The organism is Pseudomonas sp. NBRC 111131 (assembly GCF_001320525.1).
GTDB classification, from domain to species: domain Bacteria; phylum Pseudomonadota; class Gammaproteobacteria; order Pseudomonadales; family Pseudomonadaceae; genus Aquipseudomonas; species Aquipseudomonas ceruminis.
Genome location: NZ_BCBH01000002.1, coordinates 359,155 through 381,555 on the forward strand (window position 1 = coordinate 359,155; position 22,401 = coordinate 381,555).

The following is a 22,401-nucleotide window of genomic DNA, read 5'->3' on the forward strand; positions in this document are numbered from 1 at the left end:
ACTTAGCGGCGCAGCGTCCGCTGCAGCAGTGTCCGGGCGAGCCAACGCGTGCAGCGGTTACCTGTTGCTACATATCAAATGCCGAAGGCAACACGATCATGTCCCGGATCGTCACATTGCGCGGGCGTGTGAGCATGTACATGACCGCATCGGCTATGTCGGATGGCTCGATCAAGCTGCCGCTCGCCTTTGCCTTCTTCAGGTTCTCTTCCGGCCAATCGGCCAGCAGCGCACTGCTCACAGGGCCAGGCGACACTGCACCGACACGGATACCGTGTACCTTGACCTGCCGCCGCACCGTCTGCACAAAACAGTTGATCGCCCACTTGGAGGCCGAGTAAACCGGCTCCCAAGGCACCGGGAAGTGCCCCGCCACCGAGCCCGTTACCAGAATATCGCCCTCACCCCGGTCGATCATGTACGGCAGCACGTCATGCACGTTCTTGATCACGGCATTGACATTGAGGTTCAGCATTCGGTCGATGGCGGCCACATCCCCGTCAACCAGATCGCCACCCACATAGCAACCGGCATTGGCATACAGAATGTCGAGTTGGCCGGCCTTGGCCAGCACGCTTGGCAGCAGCATCGCACAGGATTCGGGGACCAGCAGATCGATCACCAGCGGCATGGCCGCTGGCCCCAGGCGCTCACAGGCGCTGACCAAGGCGGCTTCATCCCGATCAACCATGACCACCCTGGCGCCTGCCGCCACCATTGCCGTGGCCGATGCCAGGCCTATCCCCGACGCAGCGCCGGTGACTGCTGCCACTTTACCTTCGAGTTGCATTGCCATTCGCCACCTCCCACCCCTGAACGATCAGGGGCGCTTGATTATTATTATGTAGACGTTCACATCGCTCTGCCGGCCCATCTGAAACCTCACCGACCAAAATGTCAACGTCTACATTTTTAACCAAGTATGTATAACCTGCCGGGGGATCAGAGCAGGAGCCGCCCTTCTATGACTTTGTCTTCAACAGGCTGCGAAGGGTCGTCTATCTGCCCGAGCAGCAGGTTGATCGCCCCTATGCCCAATTGGGTGCCGCTGTGGCTGATGCATGGGATAGGCTCGCCAAAAAGCTCGGCGTAGCGCACCTGGTCGATGCTGAACAGCGCGATGTCATTGCGGCTCAGGCCAAGCTCGCGCATGGCCTGCAAAGCACCGAGGGTCATGAGGGCGTTCAGGCCAAAGATCACCTCGGGCCACTTGCCGCTTTGCAGGTAGTTACGCACCGCATCCCGTGCCGGTGCCTGGGTGTAGTCCCCATGCACGACTTCCACCACCGTCGGCTCAGGCCACTGCTCCAGTGCCCGCCGGATGCCTGCCAGCCGCGCCAGGGAAATACTCGAGCGCTGTGGCCCTGCCACCACCAAGACCCGGCGCAGGCCTTGTGCAAGCAAGGCGCGCGCCCCCTGATAGCCACTGTGCTCGTTGTCCAGGTACACCCCGGCGAACGGTGCCCCAGACAGCTGGCGGTCGATCTGCACCACCGGGATAGCCGCCATTTCCAGCTTGGCCAGGTAGCTCGGCTGGTACTGGTCATCGTCGCTGATGACCGACAGCATCAGGCCGGCTACCTGATAGCTGAGCAGCGTATCGATTGCACGCGCCTCCAGCTCCGGCGAGCCATCGGTATCGAACAGCATCAAGGTATAGCCGCGTGTCTTGGCCTGGCGCGTAATCGCCTTGATGATTTCTCCGTAGAACGGGTTTTCCAGGCTTGCCGTCACCAGGCCCACCAGCCGGCTTTCACGATTCTTCAGATTACGGGCAAAGGCATTGGGCACATAGTTGAGCTCCTTGGCCACCTTGAGGATTTGTTCCAGCGTCTCTTTCTTGACCTTCTCCGGCTGGTTGAGCGCCCGCGAGACGGTGACGGTCGTCATGTTCACGCGTTTCGCGATGTCGGTAATGGTGGCTTTGCCTAGTCTGTTCATGGACGCTCGATGCTGGCTGGTCTGCGGGTACTGTCGTCAGCGGCTGCCCGTCGATTCTCACTGATTCTGCGCCAGGCCACAAACTCGCCTGCGTATTGTGAAGCCAACAACGCTGTGCTAGCGTTTTTAAATGTTGACGTTAACATTCATCTGCCAAGGACGGGCAACCACCATATGGCGGCGTCATGGAGCGGGCGGCATACCTATGTCGACGTCTGCATTACACGCCAAGCCAATAATAAGAAGGGGTGAAAATGGATTACGTGATTGGAGTCGACATCGGCACGCAAAGCACCAAAGCGCTCCTGGTGTCTACCGACGCAGACATGGTCGCTCAGGCCTCTGCCAGCTATCAGGTCGAACAACCCCGGCCACTGTGGGCGCAGCAATGGCCGGATGTATGGCTGGAAGCAGTCTATGAAACAGTCGCCAGCAGCGTGCGCCGCAGCCAGGTGCCGGCAGCCAGCATCAAGGCCATCTGCATCAGCAGCCTCTACGGTGGATCGGGAATCCCGGTAGACGCTGATATCAAGCCGCTGCACCCCTGCCTGATCTGGATGGACCGCCGCGCCATCGCCGAGGCCGAATGGGTGCGTGAGCATCTGGATGTCGAACAGTTGCAGCGCGTCACCGGCAACGGCATCGATAGCTACTACGGCTATACCAAGATGCTCTGGATCAAGCGCAACGCACCTGAGGTCTGGGCCAGGGCACGCTATCTGTTGCCGCCAAATAGCTACGTGCAATACCACCTGACCGGTGAATTGGCGGTGGACCACAGCTCAGCGGGCAATATCGGCGGCATCTATGACCTGGCCAGGCGCGCCTGGTCGCCGGCATTGCTCGATGCACTGGGCATCGACCCCAACATGATGCCGCAACGCCTGGTCACGCCCGGAGAAGTCATTGGCAGCCTGCTGCCGGCTGCAGCGCAGCGGCTAGGGCTGCTGCCTGGCACGGCGGTGGTGGCAGGTGGGGTCGATGCGGCGATGGCAACGCTGTCCGCTGGCGTCATTGCTCCGGGCAACCACGTAGCAATGCTGGGCACCAGCATGTGCTGGGGGTTTATCAAAGCGTGCAAGGACGCCAGCCCAGGGCTGATCAACATGCCTTACGTCTACGACGCTGGCGCGAACACTTACAGTTTTGGCGGTGCCATTACTGCCGGTGCAGCCGTCAGTTGGTTCCGTGAGCAGTTCTGTAAGCAGGAAAAGCAAGCAGCTGCCCTGTCGACTGGCGTGGAGGTGCATCAGTTGATGGAACGGGAGGCGGCAAAGACGCCCGCCGGTGCAGACGGACTGTTGTTCCTGCCCTACCTGATGGGCGAGCGCAGCCCAATCTGGGATGCCAAAGCGTCGGGAGCCTATATAGGTCTGTCGCTGTTCCATCACAAGGCTCACCTGTATCGCGCGCTGCTCGAGGGGCTGGCGTTTGCCTTGCGCCACAACATGCAAATGGCCAGTGGCGCAGGCCTGCAGCTTGACCCGCAACTGATCGTGGTCGGGGGCGGCACGGCGTCGGACTTGTGGATGCAGATCATCGCAGATGTCACGGGCTACGCCGTGCTCACCATCGAACAACAGGTCGAAGCACCGCTGGGTGGCGCCATGCTCGCGGCACTGGCAATCGGTGCCATCGAGGATATCGAAGCAATCTGCAACTGGCGCACCCTGCGTCGACGGGCCGACCCCAACCCCGCTAACAAAGCCGTTTATGACCAGATGTTTGCGCATTACTGCGCGGCCTATCCCGCCTTGAGCCCCACTATGCACGGCCTGGCAGACCAGACCAGGCAACGTTGCGCGACAGCACGCCCTGCCCAGCCCCTGGCCCGCCGATAACGACCAAGGAATACCACCATGCCGACGTTGCTCAGCCAGTTGGGGCAGTACAGTACAGTCGTCGCCGACACCGGCGATTTTCGCGCCATTCGCCGCTTCGCCCCCCACGATGCAACCACCAACCCCACCCTGGTGTTCCAGGCCATTGCGTCGGGGCAATACGACGCCTTGCTCGATGACCTATGCGCCCTGACGAAAGCCGCCGGCGTGCCACTGGTGGAAGCGGTAGCAGACATATCCGACCGCCTGATCGTCGCCTTGGGCTGCAACCTGCTACAGCACATACCCGGCAGGGTATCGAGCGAAGTCGATGCCCGCCTGTCCTTCGATAAACAGGCGAGCCTGGGCAAGGCCAGGCGCCTGGTCGGGTTGTATGAGGCCGCGGGTGTCCCACGTGAACGCGTCCTCATGAAGCTCGCTGCTACCTGGGAGGGCATTCGTGCGGCCAGTACGTTGGAGCGTGAGGGCATCCAGTGCAACCTGACCCTGATTTTCAGCCTGGCCCAGGCACGCGCTTGCGCGGAGGCGGCCGTGTACCTGATCTCACCCTTTGTTGGCCGGGTACTGGACTGGCATCGCCGCGCTTGCCCGGATACCGAGTACACGCCAGCGGCGGAGCCTGGGGTTCAATTGGTTGCAGCCAGTTATGGTTTTATGCGGCGGCATCGCTATAGGACCTCAGTGATGGGGGCAAGCTTTCGCAACGTGGGTGAAATCATTGCGTTGGCCGGTTGCGATCGGCTGACGATCAGCCCAGCGTTACTGGAGGCGCTGGCTGTGACCGAGGGCAGCCTGAAGGCTGCCCTCACCACGCCAGCCGAACACCAGGCGCCGCCACCGCCACTGAGTGAACGTGATTTCCGCTGGCAGATGAATCAGGACGCCATGGCAACCGAGAAACTGGCCGAGGGTATTCGCGGCTTTGCGGTAGACCAGGGCAAGCTGGAGGCGCTTATCGCACAACGCCTGCGCACTTGAACGCGGCCCATCGCACAGCCTGATCGCGGCACACGCCCGCTGCCACAGCAGTCACGTTCAGCCTTGCGCGTTGGCCTCGTGCCGGTAATGGCCAGGCGGCTCTCAGAGGAAGGTGAATACCTTGGACGCCGGCAGCCGTGACTTGCTCAGCCCGGCATTGAAGTCTGCCTCGCTGCGGTAACCCAGGCTCAGCACTACCACGCTGGTGTACCCCTGTTCGCGCAAGCCCAGTTCGGCGTCCATGATCTTGCTGTCGAAGCCTTCGATCGGCGTGGCATCCAGACCATGGGCGGCGGCGCCGAGCAAGGCGGTCCCCAGGGCCAGGTAGGTCTGCTTTTCCATCCAGTGCTGCAGGTCTTTGTGGTCGAAGCGGTGCAGGTTCGCGTAGTGCCGGCGGCTCTGGTTCTGCGCGGCCCGGGCCTGATCATCACGGAACCGACCGTCGGCGGCCTCCTGGTCCAGCAGGGTGTCCAGGTGCGCCTCGGTCATATCCGTGCGGGTGCAGAACACGATGACATGGGAAGCGTCGAGGATCTTCGGCGAGTTGTAGGCATAACCTTCGGTCGTGCTCTTGGCCAGGCGCGCCTTGCCCTCGGCGGTGTCGGCAACGACGAAGTGCCACGGCTGCGAGTTGACCGAGGACGGGCTGTGGCGCAGCTGTTCGAGCAAGGCGTCGACAGTGGCCTGCGGGATCTTGCGCGCGCCGTCGTAGGCTTTGGTGGTGTAGCGGCGCTTGGCCAGGGAGACGGTATCCATGTAGCAACTCCAATAAGCGGAACGGGATTTACCGCGCATATTATCTTTCCGGTAACTCGGAAAAACCGGCAGAATGCAGCAACACTTTCACCCCTGGAGTGAAAATGCTCCGCATTACCGACCTCGAACTGTTCGTGCGCAGCAGCGCATTGGGTAGCTTTACCGCCGCGGCCCACGAAGCCGACCTACTGCCGGGCCAGGTCGCTGCCGCAATCAAGCGCCTGGAGCGCGACCTCGATGTGCGCCTGTTCGCCCGCACCACACGCAGCCTGCGCCTGACCGCCGAGGGCGAGCTGTACCTGCCCACTGCGCTCAACGTGCTCGAAAGCCTGCGCCAAGGCCGCGATAACCTGCACGGTGCGCACAGCACCCTGCGCGGCATGCTGCAGGTGTCGGCGCCTTCGGACTTGGGCCGCAACATCCTGTTGCCGTGGCTGAGCGATTTTCGCCGTGAGCACCCGGACCTGACCCTGCGCCTGCTGCTTTCCGACCAGGTGGCCGACCTGTTCCGCGACCCGGTGGACGTAGCCATACGCTACGGCCGCAACGAAGAGGCCAACTACATCGCCCTGCCACTGGCACCGTGGAATCGCCGGGTGCTGGTGGCTTCGCCCGCCTACCTGGCCAAACATGGCCGGCCCACGAGCGTTGAAGACCTGCAGCAGCACAGTTGCCTGCTGTACCTGCAACTGGGGCGCATCTACGACAAGTGGCGGCTGGGCAACCGTACCGTGCAGGTCAGTGGGCCGCTGTTCAGCGACGATGCCGACGTGGTTCGGCGTTGGGCGTTACTGGGCGATGGCATCGCCTACAAGTCGTGGCTGGATGTAAGCGCCAACATCGCCGCCGGCGAACTGGAAGTGCTGCTGCCCGAGCAACCTGGCGAGCACACCCCGGTGACCCTGGTGTGCCCCCATCGCAAGCAGCTGTCGCCTGCCGTTTCACAGCTGCACCTGTGGTTGCGCGACCGCTTCGCAGCGCTGCAACCGCAATGACCGCCGGCGCACAATTGTTCTAAACCCGTACTCGGTTGTGGGTTAAGGTGAACGGCCTCCCCTCGACAGCGCCGCCGCCATGAGCAACTGGATCGACCTCAAGCAAGACGCCGACACCGGCATCGAGTCGGTCCGCGCGCATTTCGTCGGGCATGCCTACGACCCCCATTGGCACGACAGCTTCCTGGTCGGCGTCACCGAACAAGGTGTGCAGCAATTCAATTGCCGGCGCACGCGCCACTGCAGCACGCCAGGGCAGGTGTTCCTGCTTGAGCCTGGCGATATTCACGACGGCCATGCGCCAACGGACGAGGGGTTTACCTATTCGACCCTGTACCTGGAACCTCACTGGCTGGAGGCCGAACTGCGGGTGCTGTTCGAACACGCCCCCAGCGGCAGCCTGCCGAGTTTCGCCGACACCCTGTGTCACGATGCCCACCTGGCCCGCGCTACCACCCTCGCCTTCCAGGCGGTGCATGGCCTGGAACTGCGTATTGTCCGTCAGACCGCCCTGGACGCGTTGCTCGCCAGCCTCACCCGCCACCTGCACTGGCGCAAGCGCCTCAACCCTGACCCGCGCCTGCCGCTGACGGCGCAGCGGGCACGGGACTACCTGCATGCGCACCTGGACCAGGACATTGGCCTGGACGACCTTGCGCGGACCTGCGGCGTCGACCGCTTCCGCCTGACCCGCGCCTTCAAGGCCGCCTTTGGCCTGGCGCCGCATGCCTACCTCATCCAGTTGCGCCTGGCCCGTGCGCGGCGCCTGCTCGCCAACGGCCAGACACCCACCGAGGTGGCCATGGCCCTGGGCTTTGCCGACCAGAGCCACCTCGGGCGCTGGTTCCGCCGTGCCTACCAACTGACCCCAGCCGATTACCGCCGACGCTGCTCAAACCTTCCAGACTGAGGCGCCGCAATGGCCGAGCATGACGCTCTGATCAATCGGAGTCGTTCATCATGTCCCACGCGTTATTGCCCTTCATGCTTTTCTCCCTGGTCGCCAGCATCAGCCCCGGGCCGACCAACCTGCTGATCCTCGCCCATGGCGCACGTCAGGGGCTACGGGCGAGCGTGGCGCCGATCCTGGCGGGCTGCGGGGCGGCGGCTGCGATCGTGCTGCTGGTGGGGTTGGGGCTGGGCGAGCTGCTGCTGCGTCACCCACTGGCCCAGCAACTGATGAGCTGGGCCGGGGTGCTGTGGTTGAGCTGGCTGGGGTGGCGCATGTTACGCAGTGCAGGCGAGCCATTAGCGGCGCAATCGGGCAAGGCCTTTGGGGCCTGGAGCGCTGCCTCATTGCAGGTGGTCAACCCGAAGGTCTGGCTGATGGCGGTTGCAGTGGTCGGCGTATTCGCCGCGCCGACGCTGCCGATTTGGCAGTTGGCGCTGGTGTTTCTGCTGGTTGCCCTGCCCAGCATGACCGCCTGGGCACTGCTGGGCGTAGGCAGTGCCCGCTGGTTGCAGGCGCCGGGCCGGTTGCTGTGGTTCAACCGGGGGTTGGCGGCGCTGTTGCTGGTCTCGGCCTGGGCAGCGTTGCTGGGTTGAAAGCGGTGCTGGCTGCCGGTAGGTCAATCAGTTACTCAGGGCCTCACGAAAGCGCCGGGTACTGGCGACCGCCAGCAGCAGCCCGACCACTGCCACACTGCCGCCCACCAGGCCGATGTCGGCCACGCCCATCTGGCTGCTGACGATACTGCCCAGCAACGCCCCGCCACCAATGCCGATGTTGTAGATCCCCGAGAACAGTGCCATGGCCACGTCCGTGGCATCGGATGCCAGCTTCAAGGTCTTGGACTGCAGCGAGAGGCTGAAGCTCAGGATCGCGATCCCCCAGCACATGCTCAGCCCGGCTAATAGATAGAAGTTGCCCGACGACGGCAACAGCAGCAACAGGCACGCCGCCAGCAGACCAATCGCACCGACCAGGAAGCCATGCGGGAAACGGTCGCTGTAGCGGCTGAACAGCAGCGAGCCGAACACCCCGGCGCCACCGAACAGCAACAACAGCAGCGTGGTGCGCTCGCCGCCGATCTGCGCCACATGCAGGGCAAACGGCTCGATGTAGCTGTAGGCGGTGAACTGCGCCGTGATCACCAACGTCACCAGCACATAGGTGATTACCAGCGCCGGACGCTTGAACAGGATCGGCAGGCTGCGCAGGGAGCCGGAGTTCTGGCTCGGCAGCAGCGGCAGCGACTTTATCAGGCAGAGCATGGTGGCCAGCGCCACCCCGGCAATGCTCAGGAAGGTGATGCGCCACCCCAGCGCCTCGCCCACCACGCGGCCCAGGGGGATGCCCAGCACCATCGCCAGGGTAGTACCGGTCGCCAGCAGGCCCAGCGCCTTGGCCTGTTGGCCCTGCGGCGCCACGCGCACCGCCAGGGAAGCGGTGATAGCCCAGAACACGGCGTGCGCCAGGGCGATGCCGATACGGCTCACCAGCAACATGGCAAAGCTCTGCGACAACCACGACAATACGTGGCTGACGATGAACACCAGGAACACGAACAGCAGCAGGCGCCGCCGCTCGATGTTGCGTGTGAGCAGCATCATCGGCAGCGAGGCCAGCGCCACGACCCAGGCGTAGATGGTCAGCATCAGGCCGACCTGCGCGGTGGTCATGTCGAAACTGCGGCCGATGTCGCTGAGCAACGCCACCGGCACAAACTCGGTGGTGTTGAAGATGAAGGCCGCCAGGGCCAGTGCGATCACGCTCAGCCAGCTGCCACCACCGGTGGCCGGTGGCAGGTTGGTGGGAATGGGTCCGTTCATGGGTGGAAGTCTATTCTCCGCAGGCAAGGCGAAAACACGCGCGTCAGGGGCCAAGTATCGGCCGCGCTGAGGCACGGGTTTGTTATTGGAAGGAATGCCGGCATGGTACGCGTCAATACCGGGCCTCACAACCGGGGGCGCATTGGGGGTACCATGCGCGCTCTGTGTGAACTGCAAGCGGAACAAGGAGCCCGATCCGCCCATGGACAAGCAACATGCCCAGCAGCAATGGCAGCAGGCGGTCACCGCCTACGCCCAGGCCATCAACCGCTACGTCGCGCAAGGCGCCGTAAACGGCTGGGACGAACGCGAAGAACCACAGCCCATTGCCACCGACCACCTGCTCGATGCCTGGCAGGCTGCCCTGCAGGCGATCAACCAACCCGGTGTCGATGAACAGCAGCGCCAGGCCTTTCGCCAGGCCTGGCCACCTGCGCACCTGCCACTGGTGCCCTTGCTCGATGAGCATGGGCAAGGCATCTGCAGCCTCCTGTTGCTCGACGACGGCAGCCTGTTGGCGCGCATCGGCATGCCCCATGAAAAAGGCCAGGTGGTGCGTATTGGCGAGCACGGGGTAACGCCGGTGATCGGCACCGATCATTTCGGACGCTGCCCGCAGCGGCGTTATTTCGCCCTGGCCAATGCCGAGGGTGTGCGTGTCACCGATGGCTGGGGCGGGCCGCACGTCGCCCGCCTGCCCTGGCCAACCGGGCTGGAGGGTTTGCCTGCGGGTTACCCGTTCGAGCCGTTCGACCTGCCGCCGACGCCCACGGCGCTGGTGCCGCTGCCAGACGGCCAGCGGGTACTGCTGGTCAGCGCCGAGGGGATTTTCCTGCTGGCAGCAGAGGGAGCTACCCGCCTGCTGCCACGCCAGGCGCAAGTCCTTGAAGCACTGGCCGACGGCACCGACCCGGACGATATCGCGCTGGGGCTGGCCATGGAGCATGGGGCGGTGTCGCCGGATGGGCAACTGATCGTACTCGGCGAGCAAAGCAGCCGACACCTGGTGCTGGACGCGCAACTGGAGCAGGTGGCCGAGATCGGCCCGGGCGGTGAATATCCGCATTTCGCCCTGTTCAACCGCAGCGGCGACCAGTTGATCGTCAACGCCTGCCACTTCTACAACGGCGGCACTGTTGGGGTGCGCGTTGCCGACCTGCCGGGGCTGGACACCGATTACTACAGCGAAGACCCGCGCACACCGCTGCTGCAGGATGGCGCACGGGTCTATGCGGGGGTGGCCGGCCATGGCGAGTACATCGTAGGCGATGCCTATGGCTACTTGCGTGCGTTTGGCGAGGATGGAAAGGCGCATTGGCAGCACTACCTGGGCTCGACCATCAGCGCCATGGACATCAGCGAGGACGGCCGCACACTGGTTGCGGCCAGCCACGCCGGCTTCATTTCGGTCATTGCCCTGGGCAGTGGGCGGCCTGAATGGCAGATCGGTACCGGGGAGCATGGCGAGGTCCGCCGCTGGTTGTTCTGGAAGGGGTGGGAAAAACCATTGCTCTGGTGATTGACGGCACCGGCCCTGTGGTCGGCAAGCCGGCTCCCACAAACCTGGGAGCCGGTGCCGGCAGGGGTCAACCCTGCAAGGTAGCCATGTCGATCACGAACCGGTACTTCACGTCACCGGCGATCATGCGCTCATAAGCCTGGTTGATATTGCGGATATCCAGCATCTCGATGTCGCAACGGATGTTGTGCTCGGCGCAGAAGTCCAGCACTTCCTGGGTTTCGGCGATGCCACCGATCAGCGAGCCGGCCAGCACCCGGCGTTTGGTCACCAGGTGGGCTGCATGTACCGCCGGGTCGATCGGCTCGATCAGGCCCACCAGGATATGCACGCCATCGAACTTGAGCGTTTCCAGGTAAGGGTTCAGGTCGTGCTGCACCGGGATGGTGTCGAGCAGGAAGTCGAAACGGCCAGCGGCGGCGCGCATCTGCTCAGCGTCGGTGGACACGATGACATGGTCGGCACCCTGGCGGCGGGCCTCCTCGGCCTTGGCCTGGGACCGGGTGAACAGCGTTACTTCGGCGCCAAGGGCCTTGGCCAGCTTGATCCCCATGTGGCCCAGGCCACCCATGCCGAGGATGCCTATCTTGTGGCCGGGGCCAACGCCATGGTGCTTGAGCGGCGAATAGGTGGTGATGCCGGCACAGAGAATCGGCGCCGCGCTAGGCAGGTCCATGCCAGCCGGGATGCGTACCACGAAGTGATCGTTGACGACGATGCTGCTGGAGTAGCCACCCATGGTATTGCTGCCGTCGACCCGGTCTGGGGTCGCATAGGTCATGGTTGGGCCTTCCAGGCAGTACTGCTCCAGGTCCTTGGCGCAGGCCTCGCAATGGCGGCAGGAATCGACCATGCAGCCAACACCCACCAAATCGCCGACCTTGTGCGCAGTGACCTGGGCACCCACCGCCGTGACCCGGCCAATGATCTCGTGGCCTGGCATCAGCGGGTACACCGCAATGCCCCATTCATTGCGGGCCTGGTGGATGTCGGAGTGGCACACGCCACAGTAGAGGATTTCGATAGCGACATCGTCCGGGCGCGGGCTGCGGCGCTCGAACGTCATGGGGGCCAGGGGGCTGGTCGGGGTTTGGGCGGCGTAACCGATAGCGGTATACATGCAGGACCTCATGGGCAAGTGAAACGATTCAGGCGGCGCATTTTGCGCGCCTGTGCCGTCCCTGCCCACGGCAAATTCTCCGGCATGCATGCCTGATTCTCCGAACCTTCCGTGTCCCATCTGGCGCTAGACCGTCAATCTGCGATGATGCAACTGTCTGATTCTCTGCCTTGGTTCATCATGCACCTGACCCGCCACGTCGACGCCAACGCCCCGCTCTGCGCACTGATTCGCAGCCTGGCCACACGCCCGGGCTTCGTGCCCACCCACCTGCCCCAGGTGCATGTATTGAGCTGGGCCCAGTATGTGGCCAGCAGCCCGCAGATCTACGAGCCGAGCCTGATGATCCTTGCCCAAGGCAGCAAACTTGCACGCATGGGCCCTCGTACCCTGGAATACGGTGCGGGGCATTACCTGGTGCAGGCGCTCTCGGTGCCGTTCATGTGCGAAACCTTCGCCACCCCCGAGGCGCCGCTGTTGGGCGTGGCAGTCGACATCGACCGTGCCGTGCTCAGTGAGCTGGTACAGAGCATGGACCTGGCTCCCGACCCGGCGGTGCAGGCGCAAACGCCCCAATCGATGACCTCCGCTGTACTCGATGCCCCCATGCGTGCCAGTGTCGAACGCTTGCTGCAGTGCCTGCAGGACCCGTTGGATGCCAAAGTACTGGGGCCGGCGCGGGTGCGGGAAGTGCTGTATACCGCGCTGCGCGGGCCGCAGGCGGGCGTGTTGCGGGCGTTGGTGGAACAGCAAGGGCACTTCGCCCGTATTGCCGCCGCCCTCGCCCATCTGCGTGAGCACTACACCGAGCCGCTGAGTGTCGAAGCCCTGGCCGCACGGGCGAACATGAGTGTGTCGACCTTCCACGAGCATTTCAAACGCTGCACCGACATGGCGCCGATGCAGTACCTCAAGCGCCTGCGCCTGCTCAAGGCGCAACAGATGCTGATCAGCGAAGGCTTTGGCGTGGCGCAGGTCGCGCATCGGGTGGGTTACCAGAGCACCTCGCAATTCAGCCGCGAGTACAAGCGCGAGTTCGCCCGAAGCCCTGGGGAGGAGCTGCCCTATCAGAGCCTGCCGGCCTGAGCTGTGAGGCCACTGCTTCAACGCCGCCGTTGCGGGGCGTCCATCGACCCAGCTACCATTGAGAACGATTCACACTCACAACTGGATGCCAGGCGTTGGACAGCACATCGACCCGCAAGCTGGGCTTTTTCTTCAGCGACCATCATCGCTGGCTGCTCCAACACATCCACAAGCGCCTGCGCAACCGCGCTGACGCCGAAGACACGGCCGCCGAAGCGTTCTGCCAGATGCTCGGCGCGCGCGTCGACCCCGACAGCATCCAGCAACCGCGCGCCTATCTCTCGACCATTGCGCGCCGGCTGATCTTCGATCGCCATCGCCGCCGCCAACTGGAGCAGGCCTACCTGGAGCGCCTGGCGCAGTTGCCAGAACCCGTAGCCCCCTCGGCCGAGGAGCAACTGCTGCTGATTGAAGCCCTGGTAACCATCGACCAGGTGCTGGACGGCCTGCCTGCCATCGTCAAGGCCACCTTCCTGTATAGCCAGCTCGATGGCCTGAGCTATGTCGATATCGCCAGCAAGCTGCAGATCAGCGAACGCACCGTCAGCCGCTACATGAAGCAGGCATTGCGCCAGTGCTACCTGAGCGAGTTGCAGCCATGAGCAACGCCAGCCTCGACCCGGTCAGCGAACAGGCCCTCGACTGGATGGTGGCACTCCAGGCAGGCACACCCGATGACGCGTTGTTGCAGCGCCTGGCCCAGTGGTTGCAACAGGACCCCACCCACCAGCAGGCCTGGGAGCGCCTGCAACGTCGCATAGGTCAGCCGTTCGCCCCTTTGCGTGCGCTGGAACAACGCGCCCCTGGGCAGGCGGCCGAAGCGCGCCAGGTGCTGCTCCAGCCCACCCTTTCACGCCGGGAAGTGCTGGCCTCCCTGGCCAGTGTCGGTTTGCTCGGAGGTGCCTTGTGGGCTGGCTGGCGCAGCGACACCACCCAGAATTGGCTGGCCGACCTGCACACCGATAGCGGTGAACGGCGCAGCTTCACCCTGGCCGACGGCAGCCGCCTGAGCCTCAACAGCGCCAGTGCCGTGAACCTGCGCTTCGATACCACGCAACGTCTGCTGGTGTTGCGCCAGGGCGAGTTGCTGATCCAGGTCGCTGCCGACCCGCAGCGCCCGTTGCGCGTGCGCACGGCGCAGGGGCAGGTCCAGGCCTTGGGCACGCGCTTTCTGGTGAGCCAGGAGGGTGATGCCACCCGCGTGGTGGTGCTGGAGCACAGTGTCCGCGCCAGCCTGCCCGATGGCCGCTGGCTAGACCTGCAGCAAGGCCAGGCGGCGTTGCTGCACAGCCACATCATCGAGCCGCTGTCCGAAGCGCAAGAACAACGCGCCGCCTGGCTGCACGGCCGCCTGGAAGTGCTGGACGAGCCCCTGCACGTAGTGGTCGATGCCTTGCGCCCCTACCAGCGCGGCTATGTACGTTTGGCCCCCGCCGTACGCAACCTGCGGGTACAAGGGGTGTTCCCTCTCGATCAGCCGCAGGAAGCACTGATAGCCCTGGCCGAGAGCCTGCCGATCAACATCCGGCAGTATGGCCGGTGGCTGACCTTGATCGGGCCTGCACAGGCAGGGCAAAAAAAATCATGAAAATCATTCTCAGCCGTGTCCGGTTTTCATTTCTCGTTGCACCTATCTCCTGACAAGCCACTACAAATCGGGAGATTTCCGTGCACAACCTCTGGCCCCGCGCCCTGCCCCTGGTCGCTGCCCTGACCAGCTTCAGCGCTCATGCGTACACCCTGTCGTTCGACCTGCCGGCTGCGAGCCTTGCCACCACGCTCAACCGCATTGCCAGTCAGAGCGGCACCATCATCGCCCTGGAGCCGGCCCTGGTACGCGACAAGCAGGCACCGGCCGTGGTCGGCCAGATGAGCGCCGAGCAAGCCATGCAAACGGCGTTGGTCGGCAGCGGCCTGCAGTTGCGAATCACCAGCAGCGGGCATTTCAGTGTGACTCCGGCCAACCAGGTGGGCGATGCACTGGAGCTGAGCAGCACCACCATCATCGACAATTACCTGGACCCCACCAGCGAAGGCAGCGGCGCGTATGCAGCCCGGGCAGTGACCTTGGGCAAAGGCACACACAGCCTCAAGGAAATTCCCCAGTCGATCACCGTGATCACCCGCAAACAGCTGGACGATCAAGGCATCACCGACCTGCAGGACGCGCTCAACCACACCACCGGCATCGTTGGCGCTCAGGGCATTGGCCCAGGGATGGTGGTGACCTCGCGCGGCTTCCAGATCGATGACTGGCAGTACGACGGTGTCCCCATACCCCGCAACAACTACTCGCTGGGCAACTGGGCGACCCAGGACCTGGTGTTCTTCGACCGCGTCGAGGTGCTGCGCGGCGCCTCCGGCCTGCTGCAAGGCACCGGCAGCCCGGGGGGTGCGATCAACCTGGTGCGCAAGCGCGGCCAGGCCGCACCCACGGTCACCGTCACCGGCAAGGCCGGCAGCTGGGATCACTATGGCCTGCAATTGGACGCCGGTGGCCCACTGACCGCTGACGGTCGCGTGCGCGGCCGGCTAGTCGCGGATGAGGACCAAAGCGACAGTTTCATCGATTACCAATGGGCCAAGTCCCACTCCCTGTATGGTGCGCTGGACATCGACCTGAACGACGCCACCACTGTCGGTGCCGGCATCAGCTACAACCGCCAGCAGTCGCGGCCGATGCTGCGTGGCATACCCCGCTACGCTGACGGCAAACCCATCGACCTGCCCCGTTCGACCTTCACCGGCGCTCGCTGGAGCCGCGCCGAGACTGACGTGACCACGTACTACCTGGACCTCGAGCACCGCTTCAACGATGGCTGGGCGTTCAAGGCCGCCGCCGTGCGCATGGACGAAACCAACACCTCCACGCACCAGCGCGTGCAATCCACCGGCAACGGCGTGGCACCTGACGGCAGCGGGATTACCTACGCCGACTGGATCACCGATTTTCACAACACCAAGCTGGGCCTGGACATGAACCTGGTGGGCCACTTCGACACCGGGCCGCTGGCCCATGAAATCACCCTGGGCGGCAACTATTCCAAACTGACCTCGGACGACGCCTACTGGCGCAACTTCGACGTTTCCGCCGACAACATTTTCGACATCGACCACAACCGCCCGGAGCCCAGCCGTGACAGCCTGTTCGACGGTGCGCGCGCGCGGTCCAACAAGGCCGGCTATGACATACGCCAGAAAGGCCTGTATGGCGTCTGGCGGGTCAAACCGACCGCCGACCTGACCCTGATCGTCGGCTCACGGGTCAGCTGGTTCGACTACAGCTGGGACTCGATCGACTTCAACAGCCGCACCGACCCTGGTACCCGCTACCCCACCAGCCGCATGACCGAGTCGGGCGAAGTCACCCCCTACGCCGGTTTCGTCTATGACCTGACCCGCGAGTGGGCCTGGTACGCCAGCTACACCGATGTGTTCGTGCCGCAGACCGAACGGGCCGTCAACAACGTGCCGCTCAAGCCCGTGATCGGCAGCAACTACGAAACGGGCGTGAAGGGAGAACTGTTCGACGGCCGGGTCAACGCCTCGCTGGCGGTGTTCCGCTACGACCAGGAAAACCGCGCGGTCACTGACGTGGCCTCGGGCTTCGCCTGTGATGACTGGTACTGCTCTACCGCAGCCGGCAAGGTGCGTAGCCAGGGTATCGAGGCTGAGATCAGCGGCGAGGTGCTCAGCGGCCTGCAGCTGTTTGCCGGCTACACCTACAACACCACCAAATTCCTCGACGACCCGGAGGAAGAAGGCCGCGTGTTCAGCCAGTGGACACCCAAGCACATGCTGCGGGCCTGGGCCGATTACACCTTGCCGCTGGACGGCCAGCGCTGGAGCACCGGCCTTGGTTTTACCACCCAGAGCCACACGCTGGGCTACGAGCGTACCTATACCGTCCCCGGCTATACCGTGTGGAGCGCGCGCCTGGCCTATCAGCTGACGCCTGAGGTAAACCTGGCGGTCAATGGCAACAACCTGTTCGACAAGAAGTACTGGGTAGCGGGCTTCAACCAGCTCAATGGCAGCAACAACTACGGCGAACCACGCAACGTCTTGTTCACGGTCAAGTACACGCCACAGTTTTGAGCGCCGTCACGCCGTCAACGGCCATTGCGCCAGTGGCCAGTAGCGGCCTTTGCGCGACTCGTACAAGGTAAAGTGCCGGGCGACCATGAAGAAGTCTGGCGCCACCGTGGCCTCAGGCGGCTGGCCGCGGTAGTCCCGTGACAGGGTTAGGTGCGGGCGGTACTCCCGCGCCTGCTCGGCGACGCCCAAGGGCAGTAGCGCCTGCTGCAGCCCGTAGACCAACTGACGCAGTGCCACTGGCGTTTCCTGCGGCTCGAGCACCAGCACATTGGCGCGTTGCCACACCTTCAGCTGATCGAGCAGCAGACGCAGCGGCGCTTCAGGGAGAACGAGGTTGTCTACCGTGGCGCAGACCGCTGCAATCTGTGCCGCGTCCACATCCCCGAGAAACAGCAGCGTCAGGTGAAAGTTTTCGCGGGGGACCGGTTTGCCGCTGCGCAGCGCCAGGCTGCGCCGCCACTGGGCGATGTCGCGACGCTGCCCCTCGGCGATTGGCAAGGCGAAGAACAGCCGCTTGAAAGGTGCGCCACTGGGGCGTATGTCCTGAGCCATGAGTACTCCTTGACCTAAAACGTTTGCGCAGACTGTAGGGCATTGCACCTAAGTCGCCATGCATTCACGTAACAATATGTACAAACTACCCCCATGATTGTTTATGCTGGCGGGCTTATGCCATGGCGCATGGCCATTTTTTCGACAAGTAATCGTCCATGAAAATTGCACTCGTACTGATATTCGCCCTCTCGATCGCCTATGTTCACCTGCGCGGTCGCGTACGTCACAAGCTGACCCGTCAGCTGGGTGACCATTCCAGCTTCCTGGCCCCGGTGAACAGTTTCCTGTACCTGTTCTCCAAGCATCCGGCCAAGCCGTACCTGCCCGTCGAGGCCTTCCCTGAATTGCAGCCCTTGAAGGATCACTGGCAGGAGATCCGCGAGGAGGCCCAGCAGTTGCTGCATGTGGGCGAGATCAAGAAGTCCGACAATTATGACGATGTGGGCTTCAACTCGTTCTTCAAGACCGGCTGGAAGCGCTTCTACCTGAAGTGGTACGGCGAAAGCCACCCGTCGGCGATGAACCTGTGCCCGCGCACCACCGAGCTGCTGCAGGGCATCGGCTCGGTCAAGGCGGCCATGTTCGCCACCTTGCCGCCAGGGGCCAAGCTGGTGCGCCACCGGGACCCGTACGCCGGCTCCTACCGCTACCACCTGGGCCTGGATACGCCCAACGACGATGGCTGCTACATCGATGTGGATGGCGAGAAGTACGCCTGGCGTGACGGGGAAGCGGTGGTGTTCGACGAAACCTATATCCACTATGCGGCCAACACCACCGAGCACAACCGCATCATTCTGTTCTGCGACATCGAACGCCCGCTCAAGTACCGCTGGGCCACCGCATTCAACCGCTGGTTCAGCCGCAATGTCATGGCGGCCGCCGCGGCGCCGAACAATGCCAACGACAAGACCGGCGGCATCAACCGCCTGTTCACCCGCATCTACAAGATCCGCGAACGTGGCAAGGCACTGAAAAAGCGCAACCGCATGCGTTACTACCTGGAGAAATGGCTGGTAGTGGCGGCTGTGATCCTGCTGTTCATCTATATCTGAGGCGCCGCGCACAGGCGCCCACAACATCGACTAGCCTCTAAGCTCCACTCGCAACCTCCCCAAGGTGAAGACGATGAGCATGATGGACTGGGACGCCTACCGTAAGCAGTTGATGGCCGGCATCGGCGATCTCAAGCAGTTGTCTCCCGACACCGTTGCCGGTTACATGACCGCCAGCGGTGCCGGCGCCAAGACCCACCACCTGGACGCCAAGACCCGCGAACTGATCTCTCTGGCCGTGGCGGTGACCACTCGCTGCGACGGCTGCATTGCCGTGCATTCGCAGCAGGCGGTCAAACAAGGTGCCACCCGTGAAGAGATCGCCGAGGCCCTGGGTGTGGCTGTGGCGATGAATGCCGGTGCCGCGCTGGTCTACTCGGCCCGTGCCCTGGATGCAGTCGGCAAGGCCAACGGCTGAGCCAAGGCAGCGTCGCCGCCCTTGCGCGACGGCGCTGCGCCACCCAGACTTGGCGGCCTAGCCCTAGCAGGAACCGCCATGATCCACATCCGCCCCATGACGCCCGCCGATTTCGAGCGCTTCTGGCCCACCTTTCAGGCCATCGTCCAGGCCCGCGAAACCTACGCCTACGACCCGGCCATCACCTTCGAACAGGCACGCCAGCTGTGGCTGGAGCTCCCCGCGCACACCTGGGTGGCCGAAGAGAACGGCGAACTGCTCGGCGCCTACTACCTCAAGGCCAATGCCGCCGGTCCAGGCGCCCATGTGGGCAACTGCGGGTACATGGTCAGCGAGGCCGCCCGTGGGCGTGGCGTGGCCCGGGTGATGTGCGAACACTCGCAGAAACTGGCACGCCAGGAAGGTTTCCTGGCGCTGCAGTTCAATTCGGTAGTGGCGAGCAACGACGTGGCCGTGGCGCTCTGGCACAAGCTCGGCTTCGACACAGTCGGCCGCTTGCCCAAGGCTTACCGCCACGCCCGCCTCGGGCTGGTGGACTGCCTGGTGATGTACAAGTGGCTGGCGGACGCGCCGGTGGTGGAAAAACCGCCGCTGCTGATCGGCCGCAAGAACATCGAGGCGCGCGTGTCACGACGCCGTGGGCGCTGACCCTCAGCAGGCCTTGGAGGCCTCGCACACCCGATGATAGGCGCGGTTGAAATACACCAGCCCATCGTCGGCCCCCCCATGGCGGATCTGCTGGATCTCGCAATAGAAGATGCTGTGCGAACCCACCTCATGCACCTGGGCAATCCGGCAATCGAAGTTCACCAACGCCTCCTGCATCACCGGCGCACCGCTTTCCAGCACCGTCCAGGGGGTGGTTGCAAAACGCTCTTCCATGCTCAGGTTGCGATTGGCAAAGGCCCCGGACAGGTCCTGGTGGGTACCGGCCAGCACGTTCACGCACAAGGCGCCGTTGGCCTTGAACTGCTCGTTGGAATACGACGAGCGATTCATGCACACCAGCAAGGTCGGCGGTGCGTCGGTCACGCTGCATACCGCTGATGCGGTAAAGCCGAAGCGACCGGCGGGGCCATCGGTGGTGATGACCGATACGGCGCCACCGAGCATCGCCATTGCGTTGCGGAATTGGGTTACGTCTACCATGGTCGTGCTCCTCAGATATCCAGCACCAGCTTGTTGCTCTTGGCCCGCGAGCAGCACACCAGGATCTGGTCGTTCGCGGCTTTTTCTTCATCGGTCAGGTACACGTCGCGGTGGTCCGGTTCACCTTCGAGCACCTCGCACATGCACGTCCCGCACACCCCCTGCTCGCACGAGATGTCGATCTTGATGCCCACCTGCGCCAAGGCCTCCAGGATGCTCTGCCCCTCAGCGACCTGGACGGTCTTGTTGCTGCGCGCGGCGACCACCTCGAAGCCTGCGCCACTGGCGTCGACCTCGACCTGGAAGTACTCCTTGTGGATGTGGTCCTCGGCGTACCCCTGCTGCCGGGCGCCTGCAATCACCCAGTCCATGAACCCCGAAGGCCCGCAGGTGTACAGGTGCGTGCCCGGCGTACCGGCCCCCAGCACATCCGTCAGGTTCAGGCGCTGGGCGGTGTCTTCGTCGTCAAAATGGGTGAACACCCGGGCGGCGAACGGCGCGCTGGCCAACGCCTGGAGGAAGGCGCTGCGGCTGCGCGAACGCCCGCAGTAATGCAACTCGAAATCGGCACCCTGCTGGTACAAGGCATGGGCCATGGCGATCATCGGGGTGATGCCGATGCCACCGCCGAGCAGCAGCGAACGGCGGGCATCGGCCGCCAACGGGAACAGGTTGCGCGGCGCGCTGATCTGTACCTGGCGCCCTTCCACCAGAGCCTCGTGCACCCCCACCGAGCCACCACGCGAGGCCGGGTCTTTCAGTATTCCCAGGCGATACACCGAGGCATCGGCCGGGTCGCTGCACAGCGAATACTGCCGCACCAGGCCGGGGGCGACATGGATATCCACGTGCGCCCCCGCCTCGAAGGCTGGCAGCGCCGCCCCATCGGCGCGTCCCAGATCGAGCACGACCACGTCGGCGCCCTGGATCTCGCGCTTGCGCACCACTACATTCAACAGTTCTTCATTCATGACCGGTGTCCTGGATAAATTCAACGCATGAACAGGCCGCCATTCACGTCCCAGGTCGCCCCGGTCGTGAAGTAGGCCTCAGGCCGCGCCAGTTGCACGATCAGATCGCCAAGAAAATCGGCATCGCCCAGGCGCTGCACCGGGATGTTGGCCAACAGGCCCTGCATCCGCTGTGCGGGCACCGCGGCATGCACCGCCGGCGAGTCGATCGGCCCTGGGGCAATGGCATTGACGGTGACGCCGCGGGTCGCGAATTCCTTGGCAAAGATCTTGGTCAGGGTAACGATGGCGCCCTTGCTCGCGGCGTAATGCGCACCGGTCGCGGTGCCGCCGTTCTGCCCGGCCAGCGAAGCCATGTTGATGATCCGCCCGTAACCGGCCTCGGCCAGGTGGGCGCCGAGCACCTGGCAGCCGAGGAACACGCTGCGCAGGTTGAGACCCACCACGGCATCGAATTCCTCGGGGCTGATCTGCATCAGTGGCGTGGTCTTGGTCACGGCGGCGTTGTTGACCACTACGTGCAGGGCGCCGAAGTGCTCCAGCACCTGAGCCAGCGCCTGCTCGAAATCGGCCTTGCTGCCAACGTCCAACCTCAACGCCAGCACCCGCCCACCCCCTCCCTGCGATGCGCCTTGCAGGCGCTCGGCGCAGGCCTGGGCCTGGGCCAGGTCACGGTCCGAGACCACCACGTCAAAGCCTGCGGCCAGCAGCCTGGCGCAGAAGCGCTGGCCCAGCCCCTGGCCGGCCCCGGTTACCAATGCAACTTGGTTCATGACAGGCTCCTCACAGGATGTAGCCGATACCGGCAAGGGTATCGTCGCTGTTGATCAGGCTGATGACCTTGCGCTGGAGCTGGAAGCCCCCCTCGCGGCGTACCAGGGTGTAGGTCAGGTCGGCGGTGTAGTGCTTGAGGCTTTCCTTGCGAAACTCGCGCAGGTTCTGTGCGGCCCGCACGGTCACGGTGACGCCGTCGTCGCTCAGCACGCGGATGCGCGAGAGGCTGCGCACGGTGCGCGGCTGCGGGCTGGTGGAAATCGATTCGCCACCGACCAGCCGCTGCACACGCAGGGTACGCATGTGGTGGTCGTCGTAGGCGTAGTTCAGGGTATTCTCGTAGTCCGTCTGCCGCGGGTCGATGGGGATGATA

23 protein-coding genes are annotated in these 22,401 nt (G+C 63.9%); 13 read left to right on the top strand and 10 right to left on the bottom strand.

Annotated features, from left to right (window positions below):
* Window positions 1–67 precede the first annotated feature (67 nt).
* Together APH34_RS03665 and APH34_RS03670 are read right to left on the bottom strand one after the other, a co-directional pair.
* Entirely contained in the window at window positions 68–796 is a 729-nt protein-coding gene (locus APH34_RS03665) for an SDR family oxidoreductase (protein WP_054899812.1), read from the bottom strand.
* Window positions 797–942: 146 nt separating this feature from the next.
* Complete coding sequence (locus APH34_RS03670; protein ID WP_054899813.1) at window positions 943–1,941, bottom strand: LacI family DNA-binding transcriptional regulator; 999 nt, start codon at window positions 1,939–1,941, stop codon at window positions 943–945.
* Window positions 1,942–2,195: 254 nt separating this feature from the next.
* Here APH34_RS03670 and APH34_RS03675 point away from each other — a divergent pair, with 254 nt between their 5' ends.
* Both APH34_RS03675 and tal read left to right on the top strand, forming a co-directional pair.
* A complete protein-coding gene (locus APH34_RS03675) occupies window positions 2,196–3,782 on the top strand; it encodes an FGGY-family carbohydrate kinase (protein WP_054899814.1) in 1,587 nt (528 codons plus the stop codon).
* A gap of 18 nt (window positions 3,783–3,800) precedes the next feature.
* Window positions 3,801–4,760, top strand: a complete 960-nt coding sequence (gene tal, locus APH34_RS03680) for a transaldolase (RefSeq protein ID WP_054899815.1) — start codon at window positions 3,801–3,803, stop codon at window positions 4,758–4,760.
* 102 nt (window positions 4,761–4,862) lie between these two features.
* On the opposite strand, the gene APH34_RS03685 is transcribed toward tal, so the two are convergent.
* Window positions 4,863–5,516, bottom strand: a complete 654-nt coding sequence (locus tag APH34_RS03685) for an oxygen-insensitive NAD(P)H-dependent nitroreductase NfsB (protein WP_054899816.1) — start codon at window positions 5,514–5,516, stop codon at window positions 4,863–4,865.
* A 104-nt stretch (window positions 5,517–5,620) separates the two neighbouring features.
* Here APH34_RS03685 and APH34_RS03690 point away from each other — a divergent pair, with 104 nt between their 5' ends.
* The 3 genes from APH34_RS03690 to APH34_RS03700 all read left to right on the top strand — a co-directional run bounded on the left by APH34_RS03690 (window position 5,621) and on the right by APH34_RS03700 (window position 8,056).
* Window positions 5,621–6,511, top strand: a complete 891-nt coding sequence (locus tag APH34_RS03690; protein WP_054899817.1) for a LysR family transcriptional regulator — start codon at window positions 5,621–5,623, stop codon at window positions 6,509–6,511.
* A gap of 79 nt (window positions 6,512–6,590) precedes the next feature.
* The gene (locus APH34_RS03695; RefSeq protein WP_054899818.1) at window positions 6,591–7,421 is read left to right on the top strand and encodes an AraC family transcriptional regulator; all 831 of its coding nucleotides are present in this window, start codon (window positions 6,591–6,593) and stop codon (window positions 7,419–7,421) included.
* Between the two features lie 50 nt (window positions 7,422–7,471).
* A complete protein-coding gene (locus APH34_RS03700; protein ID WP_054899819.1) occupies window positions 7,472–8,056 on the top strand; it encodes a LysE family translocator in 585 nt (194 codons plus the stop codon).
* 27 nt (window positions 8,057–8,083) lie between these two features.
* Here APH34_RS03700 and APH34_RS03705 read toward each other — a convergent pair whose 3' ends face one another.
* Window positions 8,084–9,283, bottom strand: coding sequence for a sugar transporter (locus APH34_RS03705; RefSeq protein WP_054899820.1), 1,200 nt, complete (start codon window positions 9,281–9,283; stop codon window positions 8,084–8,086).
* Window positions 9,284–9,485: 202 nt separating this feature from the next.
* Here APH34_RS03705 and APH34_RS03710 point away from each other — a divergent pair, with 202 nt between their 5' ends.
* Complete coding sequence (locus APH34_RS03710; RefSeq protein WP_054899821.1) at window positions 9,486–10,802, top strand: hypothetical protein; 1,317 nt, start codon at window positions 9,486–9,488, stop codon at window positions 10,800–10,802.
* A gap of 67 nt (window positions 10,803–10,869) precedes the next feature.
* Here APH34_RS03710 and calA read toward each other — a convergent pair whose 3' ends face one another.
* Window positions 10,870–11,922, bottom strand: coding sequence for a vanillin reductase (calA, locus tag APH34_RS03715; protein ID WP_054899822.1), 1,053 nt, complete (start codon window positions 11,920–11,922; stop codon window positions 10,870–10,872).
* A 180-nt stretch (window positions 11,923–12,102) separates the two neighbouring features.
* Between calA and APH34_RS03720 the strand changes: the two genes are divergently transcribed.
* The 4 genes from APH34_RS03720 (at window position 12,103) to APH34_RS03735 (ending at window position 17,106) form a co-directional block, all read left to right on the top strand.
* On the top strand, window positions 12,103–13,008 hold the full coding sequence (locus tag APH34_RS03720; protein WP_054899850.1) for an AraC family transcriptional regulator: 906 nt from the start codon (window positions 12,103–12,105) through the stop codon (window positions 13,006–13,008).
* Window positions 13,009–13,103: 95 nt separating this feature from the next.
* Window positions 13,104–13,610, top strand: coding sequence for a sigma-70 family RNA polymerase sigma factor (locus APH34_RS03725; RefSeq protein WP_054899823.1), 507 nt, complete (start codon window positions 13,104–13,106; stop codon window positions 13,608–13,610).
* The gene (locus APH34_RS03730) at window positions 13,607–14,596 is read left to right on the top strand and encodes a FecR domain-containing protein (RefSeq protein ID WP_054899824.1); all 990 of its coding nucleotides are present in this window, start codon (window positions 13,607–13,609) and stop codon (window positions 14,594–14,596) included. The genes APH34_RS03725 and APH34_RS03730 overlap by 4 nt, the downstream gene beginning before the upstream one ends.
* An 80-nt stretch (window positions 14,597–14,676) precedes the next feature.
* Window positions 14,677–17,106: a TonB-dependent receptor gene (locus APH34_RS03735; protein WP_054899825.1), complete on the top strand. Its 2,430-nt coding sequence runs from the start codon at window positions 14,677–14,679 to the stop codon at window positions 17,104–17,106.
* Between the two features lie 6 nt (window positions 17,107–17,112).
* Here the strand turns inward: APH34_RS03735 and thpR are convergent, their stop codons facing one another.
* Window positions 17,113–17,658, bottom strand: coding sequence for an RNA 2',3'-cyclic phosphodiesterase (gene thpR, locus APH34_RS03740; protein WP_054899826.1), 546 nt, complete (start codon window positions 17,656–17,658; stop codon window positions 17,113–17,115).
* Between the two features lie 158 nt (window positions 17,659–17,816).
* On the opposite strand from thpR, the gene lpxO reads away from it, so the two are divergent.
* The 3 genes from lpxO to APH34_RS03755 all read left to right on the top strand — a co-directional run bounded on the left by lpxO (window position 17,817) and on the right by APH34_RS03755 (window position 19,782).
* Complete coding sequence (gene lpxO / locus APH34_RS03745; protein ID WP_054899827.1) at window positions 17,817–18,716, top strand: lipid A hydroxylase LpxO; 900 nt, start codon at window positions 17,817–17,819, stop codon at window positions 18,714–18,716.
* A 73-nt stretch (window positions 18,717–18,789) separates the two neighbouring features.
* Window positions 18,790–19,134, top strand: coding sequence for a carboxymuconolactone decarboxylase family protein (locus APH34_RS03750; RefSeq protein ID WP_054899828.1), 345 nt, complete (start codon window positions 18,790–18,792; stop codon window positions 19,132–19,134).
* 78 nt (window positions 19,135–19,212) lie between these two features.
* A complete protein-coding gene (locus tag APH34_RS03755) occupies window positions 19,213–19,782 on the top strand; it encodes a GNAT family N-acetyltransferase (protein WP_054899829.1) in 570 nt (189 codons plus the stop codon).
* 3 nt (window positions 19,783–19,785) lie between these two features.
* On the opposite strand, the gene APH34_RS03760 is transcribed toward APH34_RS03755, so the two are convergent.
* The 4 genes from APH34_RS03760 to APH34_RS03775 form a co-directional block, all read right to left on the bottom strand.
* Window positions 19,786–20,283 carry a flavin reductase gene (locus tag APH34_RS03760; protein WP_054899830.1) on the bottom strand — a complete coding sequence of 166 codons (498 nt, stop codon included), beginning with the start codon at window positions 20,281–20,283 and terminating at the stop codon, window positions 19,786–19,788.
* An 11-nt stretch (window positions 20,284–20,294) separates the two neighbouring features.
* On the bottom strand, window positions 20,295–21,254 hold the full coding sequence (locus APH34_RS03765; RefSeq protein WP_054899831.1) for a PDR/VanB family oxidoreductase: 960 nt from the start codon (window positions 21,252–21,254) through the stop codon (window positions 20,295–20,297).
* 20 nt (window positions 21,255–21,274) lie between these two features.
* Window positions 21,275–22,027, bottom strand: coding sequence for an SDR family NAD(P)-dependent oxidoreductase (locus APH34_RS03770; protein WP_054899832.1), 753 nt, complete (start codon window positions 22,025–22,027; stop codon window positions 21,275–21,277).
* A 10-nt stretch (window positions 22,028–22,037) separates the two neighbouring features.
* The coding region (locus APH34_RS03775; protein WP_054899833.1) for an aromatic-ring-hydroxylating dioxygenase subunit beta at window positions 22,038–22,401 on the bottom strand (364 nt) is incomplete at its 5' end.

What these genes read in the sequence shown, in the direction of transcription:
- APH34_RS03765 (WP_054899831.1), bottom strand. Translation starts at nt 21,254, where the DNA reads ATGAATGAAGAACTGTTGAATGTAGTGGTGCGCAAGCGCGAGATCCAG.
- APH34_RS03670 (WP_054899813.1), bottom strand. Translation starts at nt 1,941, where the DNA reads ATGAACAGACTAGGCAAAGCCACCATTACCGACATCGCGAAACGCGTG.
- APH34_RS03695 (WP_054899818.1), top strand. Translation starts at nt 6,591, where the DNA reads ATGAGCAACTGGATCGACCTCAAGCAAGACGCCGACACCGGCATCGAG.
- APH34_RS03755 (WP_054899829.1), top strand. Translation starts at nt 19,213, where the DNA reads ATGATCCACATCCGCCCCATGACGCCCGCCGATTTCGAGCGCTTCTGG.
- APH34_RS03760 (WP_054899830.1), bottom strand. Translation starts at nt 20,283, where the DNA reads ATGGTAGACGTAACCCAATTCCGCAACGCAATGGCGATGCTCGGTGGC.
- lpxO (WP_054899827.1), top strand. Translation starts at nt 17,817, where the DNA reads ATGAAAATTGCACTCGTACTGATATTCGCCCTCTCGATCGCCTATGTT.
- APH34_RS03750 (WP_054899828.1), top strand. Translation starts at nt 18,790, where the DNA reads ATGAGCATGATGGACTGGGACGCCTACCGTAAGCAGTTGATGGCCGGC.
- APH34_RS03730 (WP_054899824.1), top strand. Translation starts at nt 13,607, where the DNA reads ATGAGCAACGCCAGCCTCGACCCGGTCAGCGAACAGGCCCTCGACTGG.
- calA (WP_054899822.1), bottom strand. Translation starts at nt 11,922, where the DNA reads ATGTATACCGCTATCGGTTACGCCGCCCAAACCCCGACCAGCCCCCTG.
- APH34_RS03685 (WP_054899816.1), bottom strand. Translation starts at nt 5,516, where the DNA reads ATGGATACCGTCTCCCTGGCCAAGCGCCGCTACACCACCAAAGCCTAC.
- APH34_RS03720 (WP_054899850.1), top strand. Translation starts at nt 12,103, where the DNA reads ATGCACCTGACCCGCCACGTCGACGCCAACGCCCCGCTCTGCGCACTG.
- APH34_RS03700 (WP_054899819.1), top strand. Translation starts at nt 7,472, where the DNA reads ATGTCCCACGCGTTATTGCCCTTCATGCTTTTCTCCCTGGTCGCCAGC.
- thpR (WP_054899826.1), bottom strand. Translation starts at nt 17,658, where the DNA reads ATGGCTCAGGACATACGCCCCAGTGGCGCACCTTTCAAGCGGCTGTTC.
- APH34_RS03770 (WP_054899832.1), bottom strand. Translation starts at nt 22,027, where the DNA reads ATGAACCAAGTTGCATTGGTAACCGGGGCCGGCCAGGGGCTGGGCCAG.
- APH34_RS03710 (WP_054899821.1), top strand. Translation starts at nt 9,486, where the DNA reads ATGGACAAGCAACATGCCCAGCAGCAATGGCAGCAGGCGGTCACCGCC.
- APH34_RS03675 (WP_054899814.1), top strand. Translation starts at nt 2,196, where the DNA reads ATGGATTACGTGATTGGAGTCGACATCGGCACGCAAAGCACCAAAGCG.
- APH34_RS03690 (WP_054899817.1), top strand. Translation starts at nt 5,621, where the DNA reads ATGCTCCGCATTACCGACCTCGAACTGTTCGTGCGCAGCAGCGCATTG.
- tal (WP_054899815.1), top strand. Translation starts at nt 3,801, where the DNA reads ATGCCGACGTTGCTCAGCCAGTTGGGGCAGTACAGTACAGTCGTCGCC.
- APH34_RS03705 (WP_054899820.1), bottom strand. Translation starts at nt 9,283, where the DNA reads ATGAACGGACCCATTCCCACCAACCTGCCACCGGCCACCGGTGGTGGC.
- APH34_RS03665 (WP_054899812.1), bottom strand. Translation starts at nt 796, where the DNA reads ATGGCAATGCAACTCGAAGGTAAAGTGGCAGCAGTCACCGGCGCTGCG.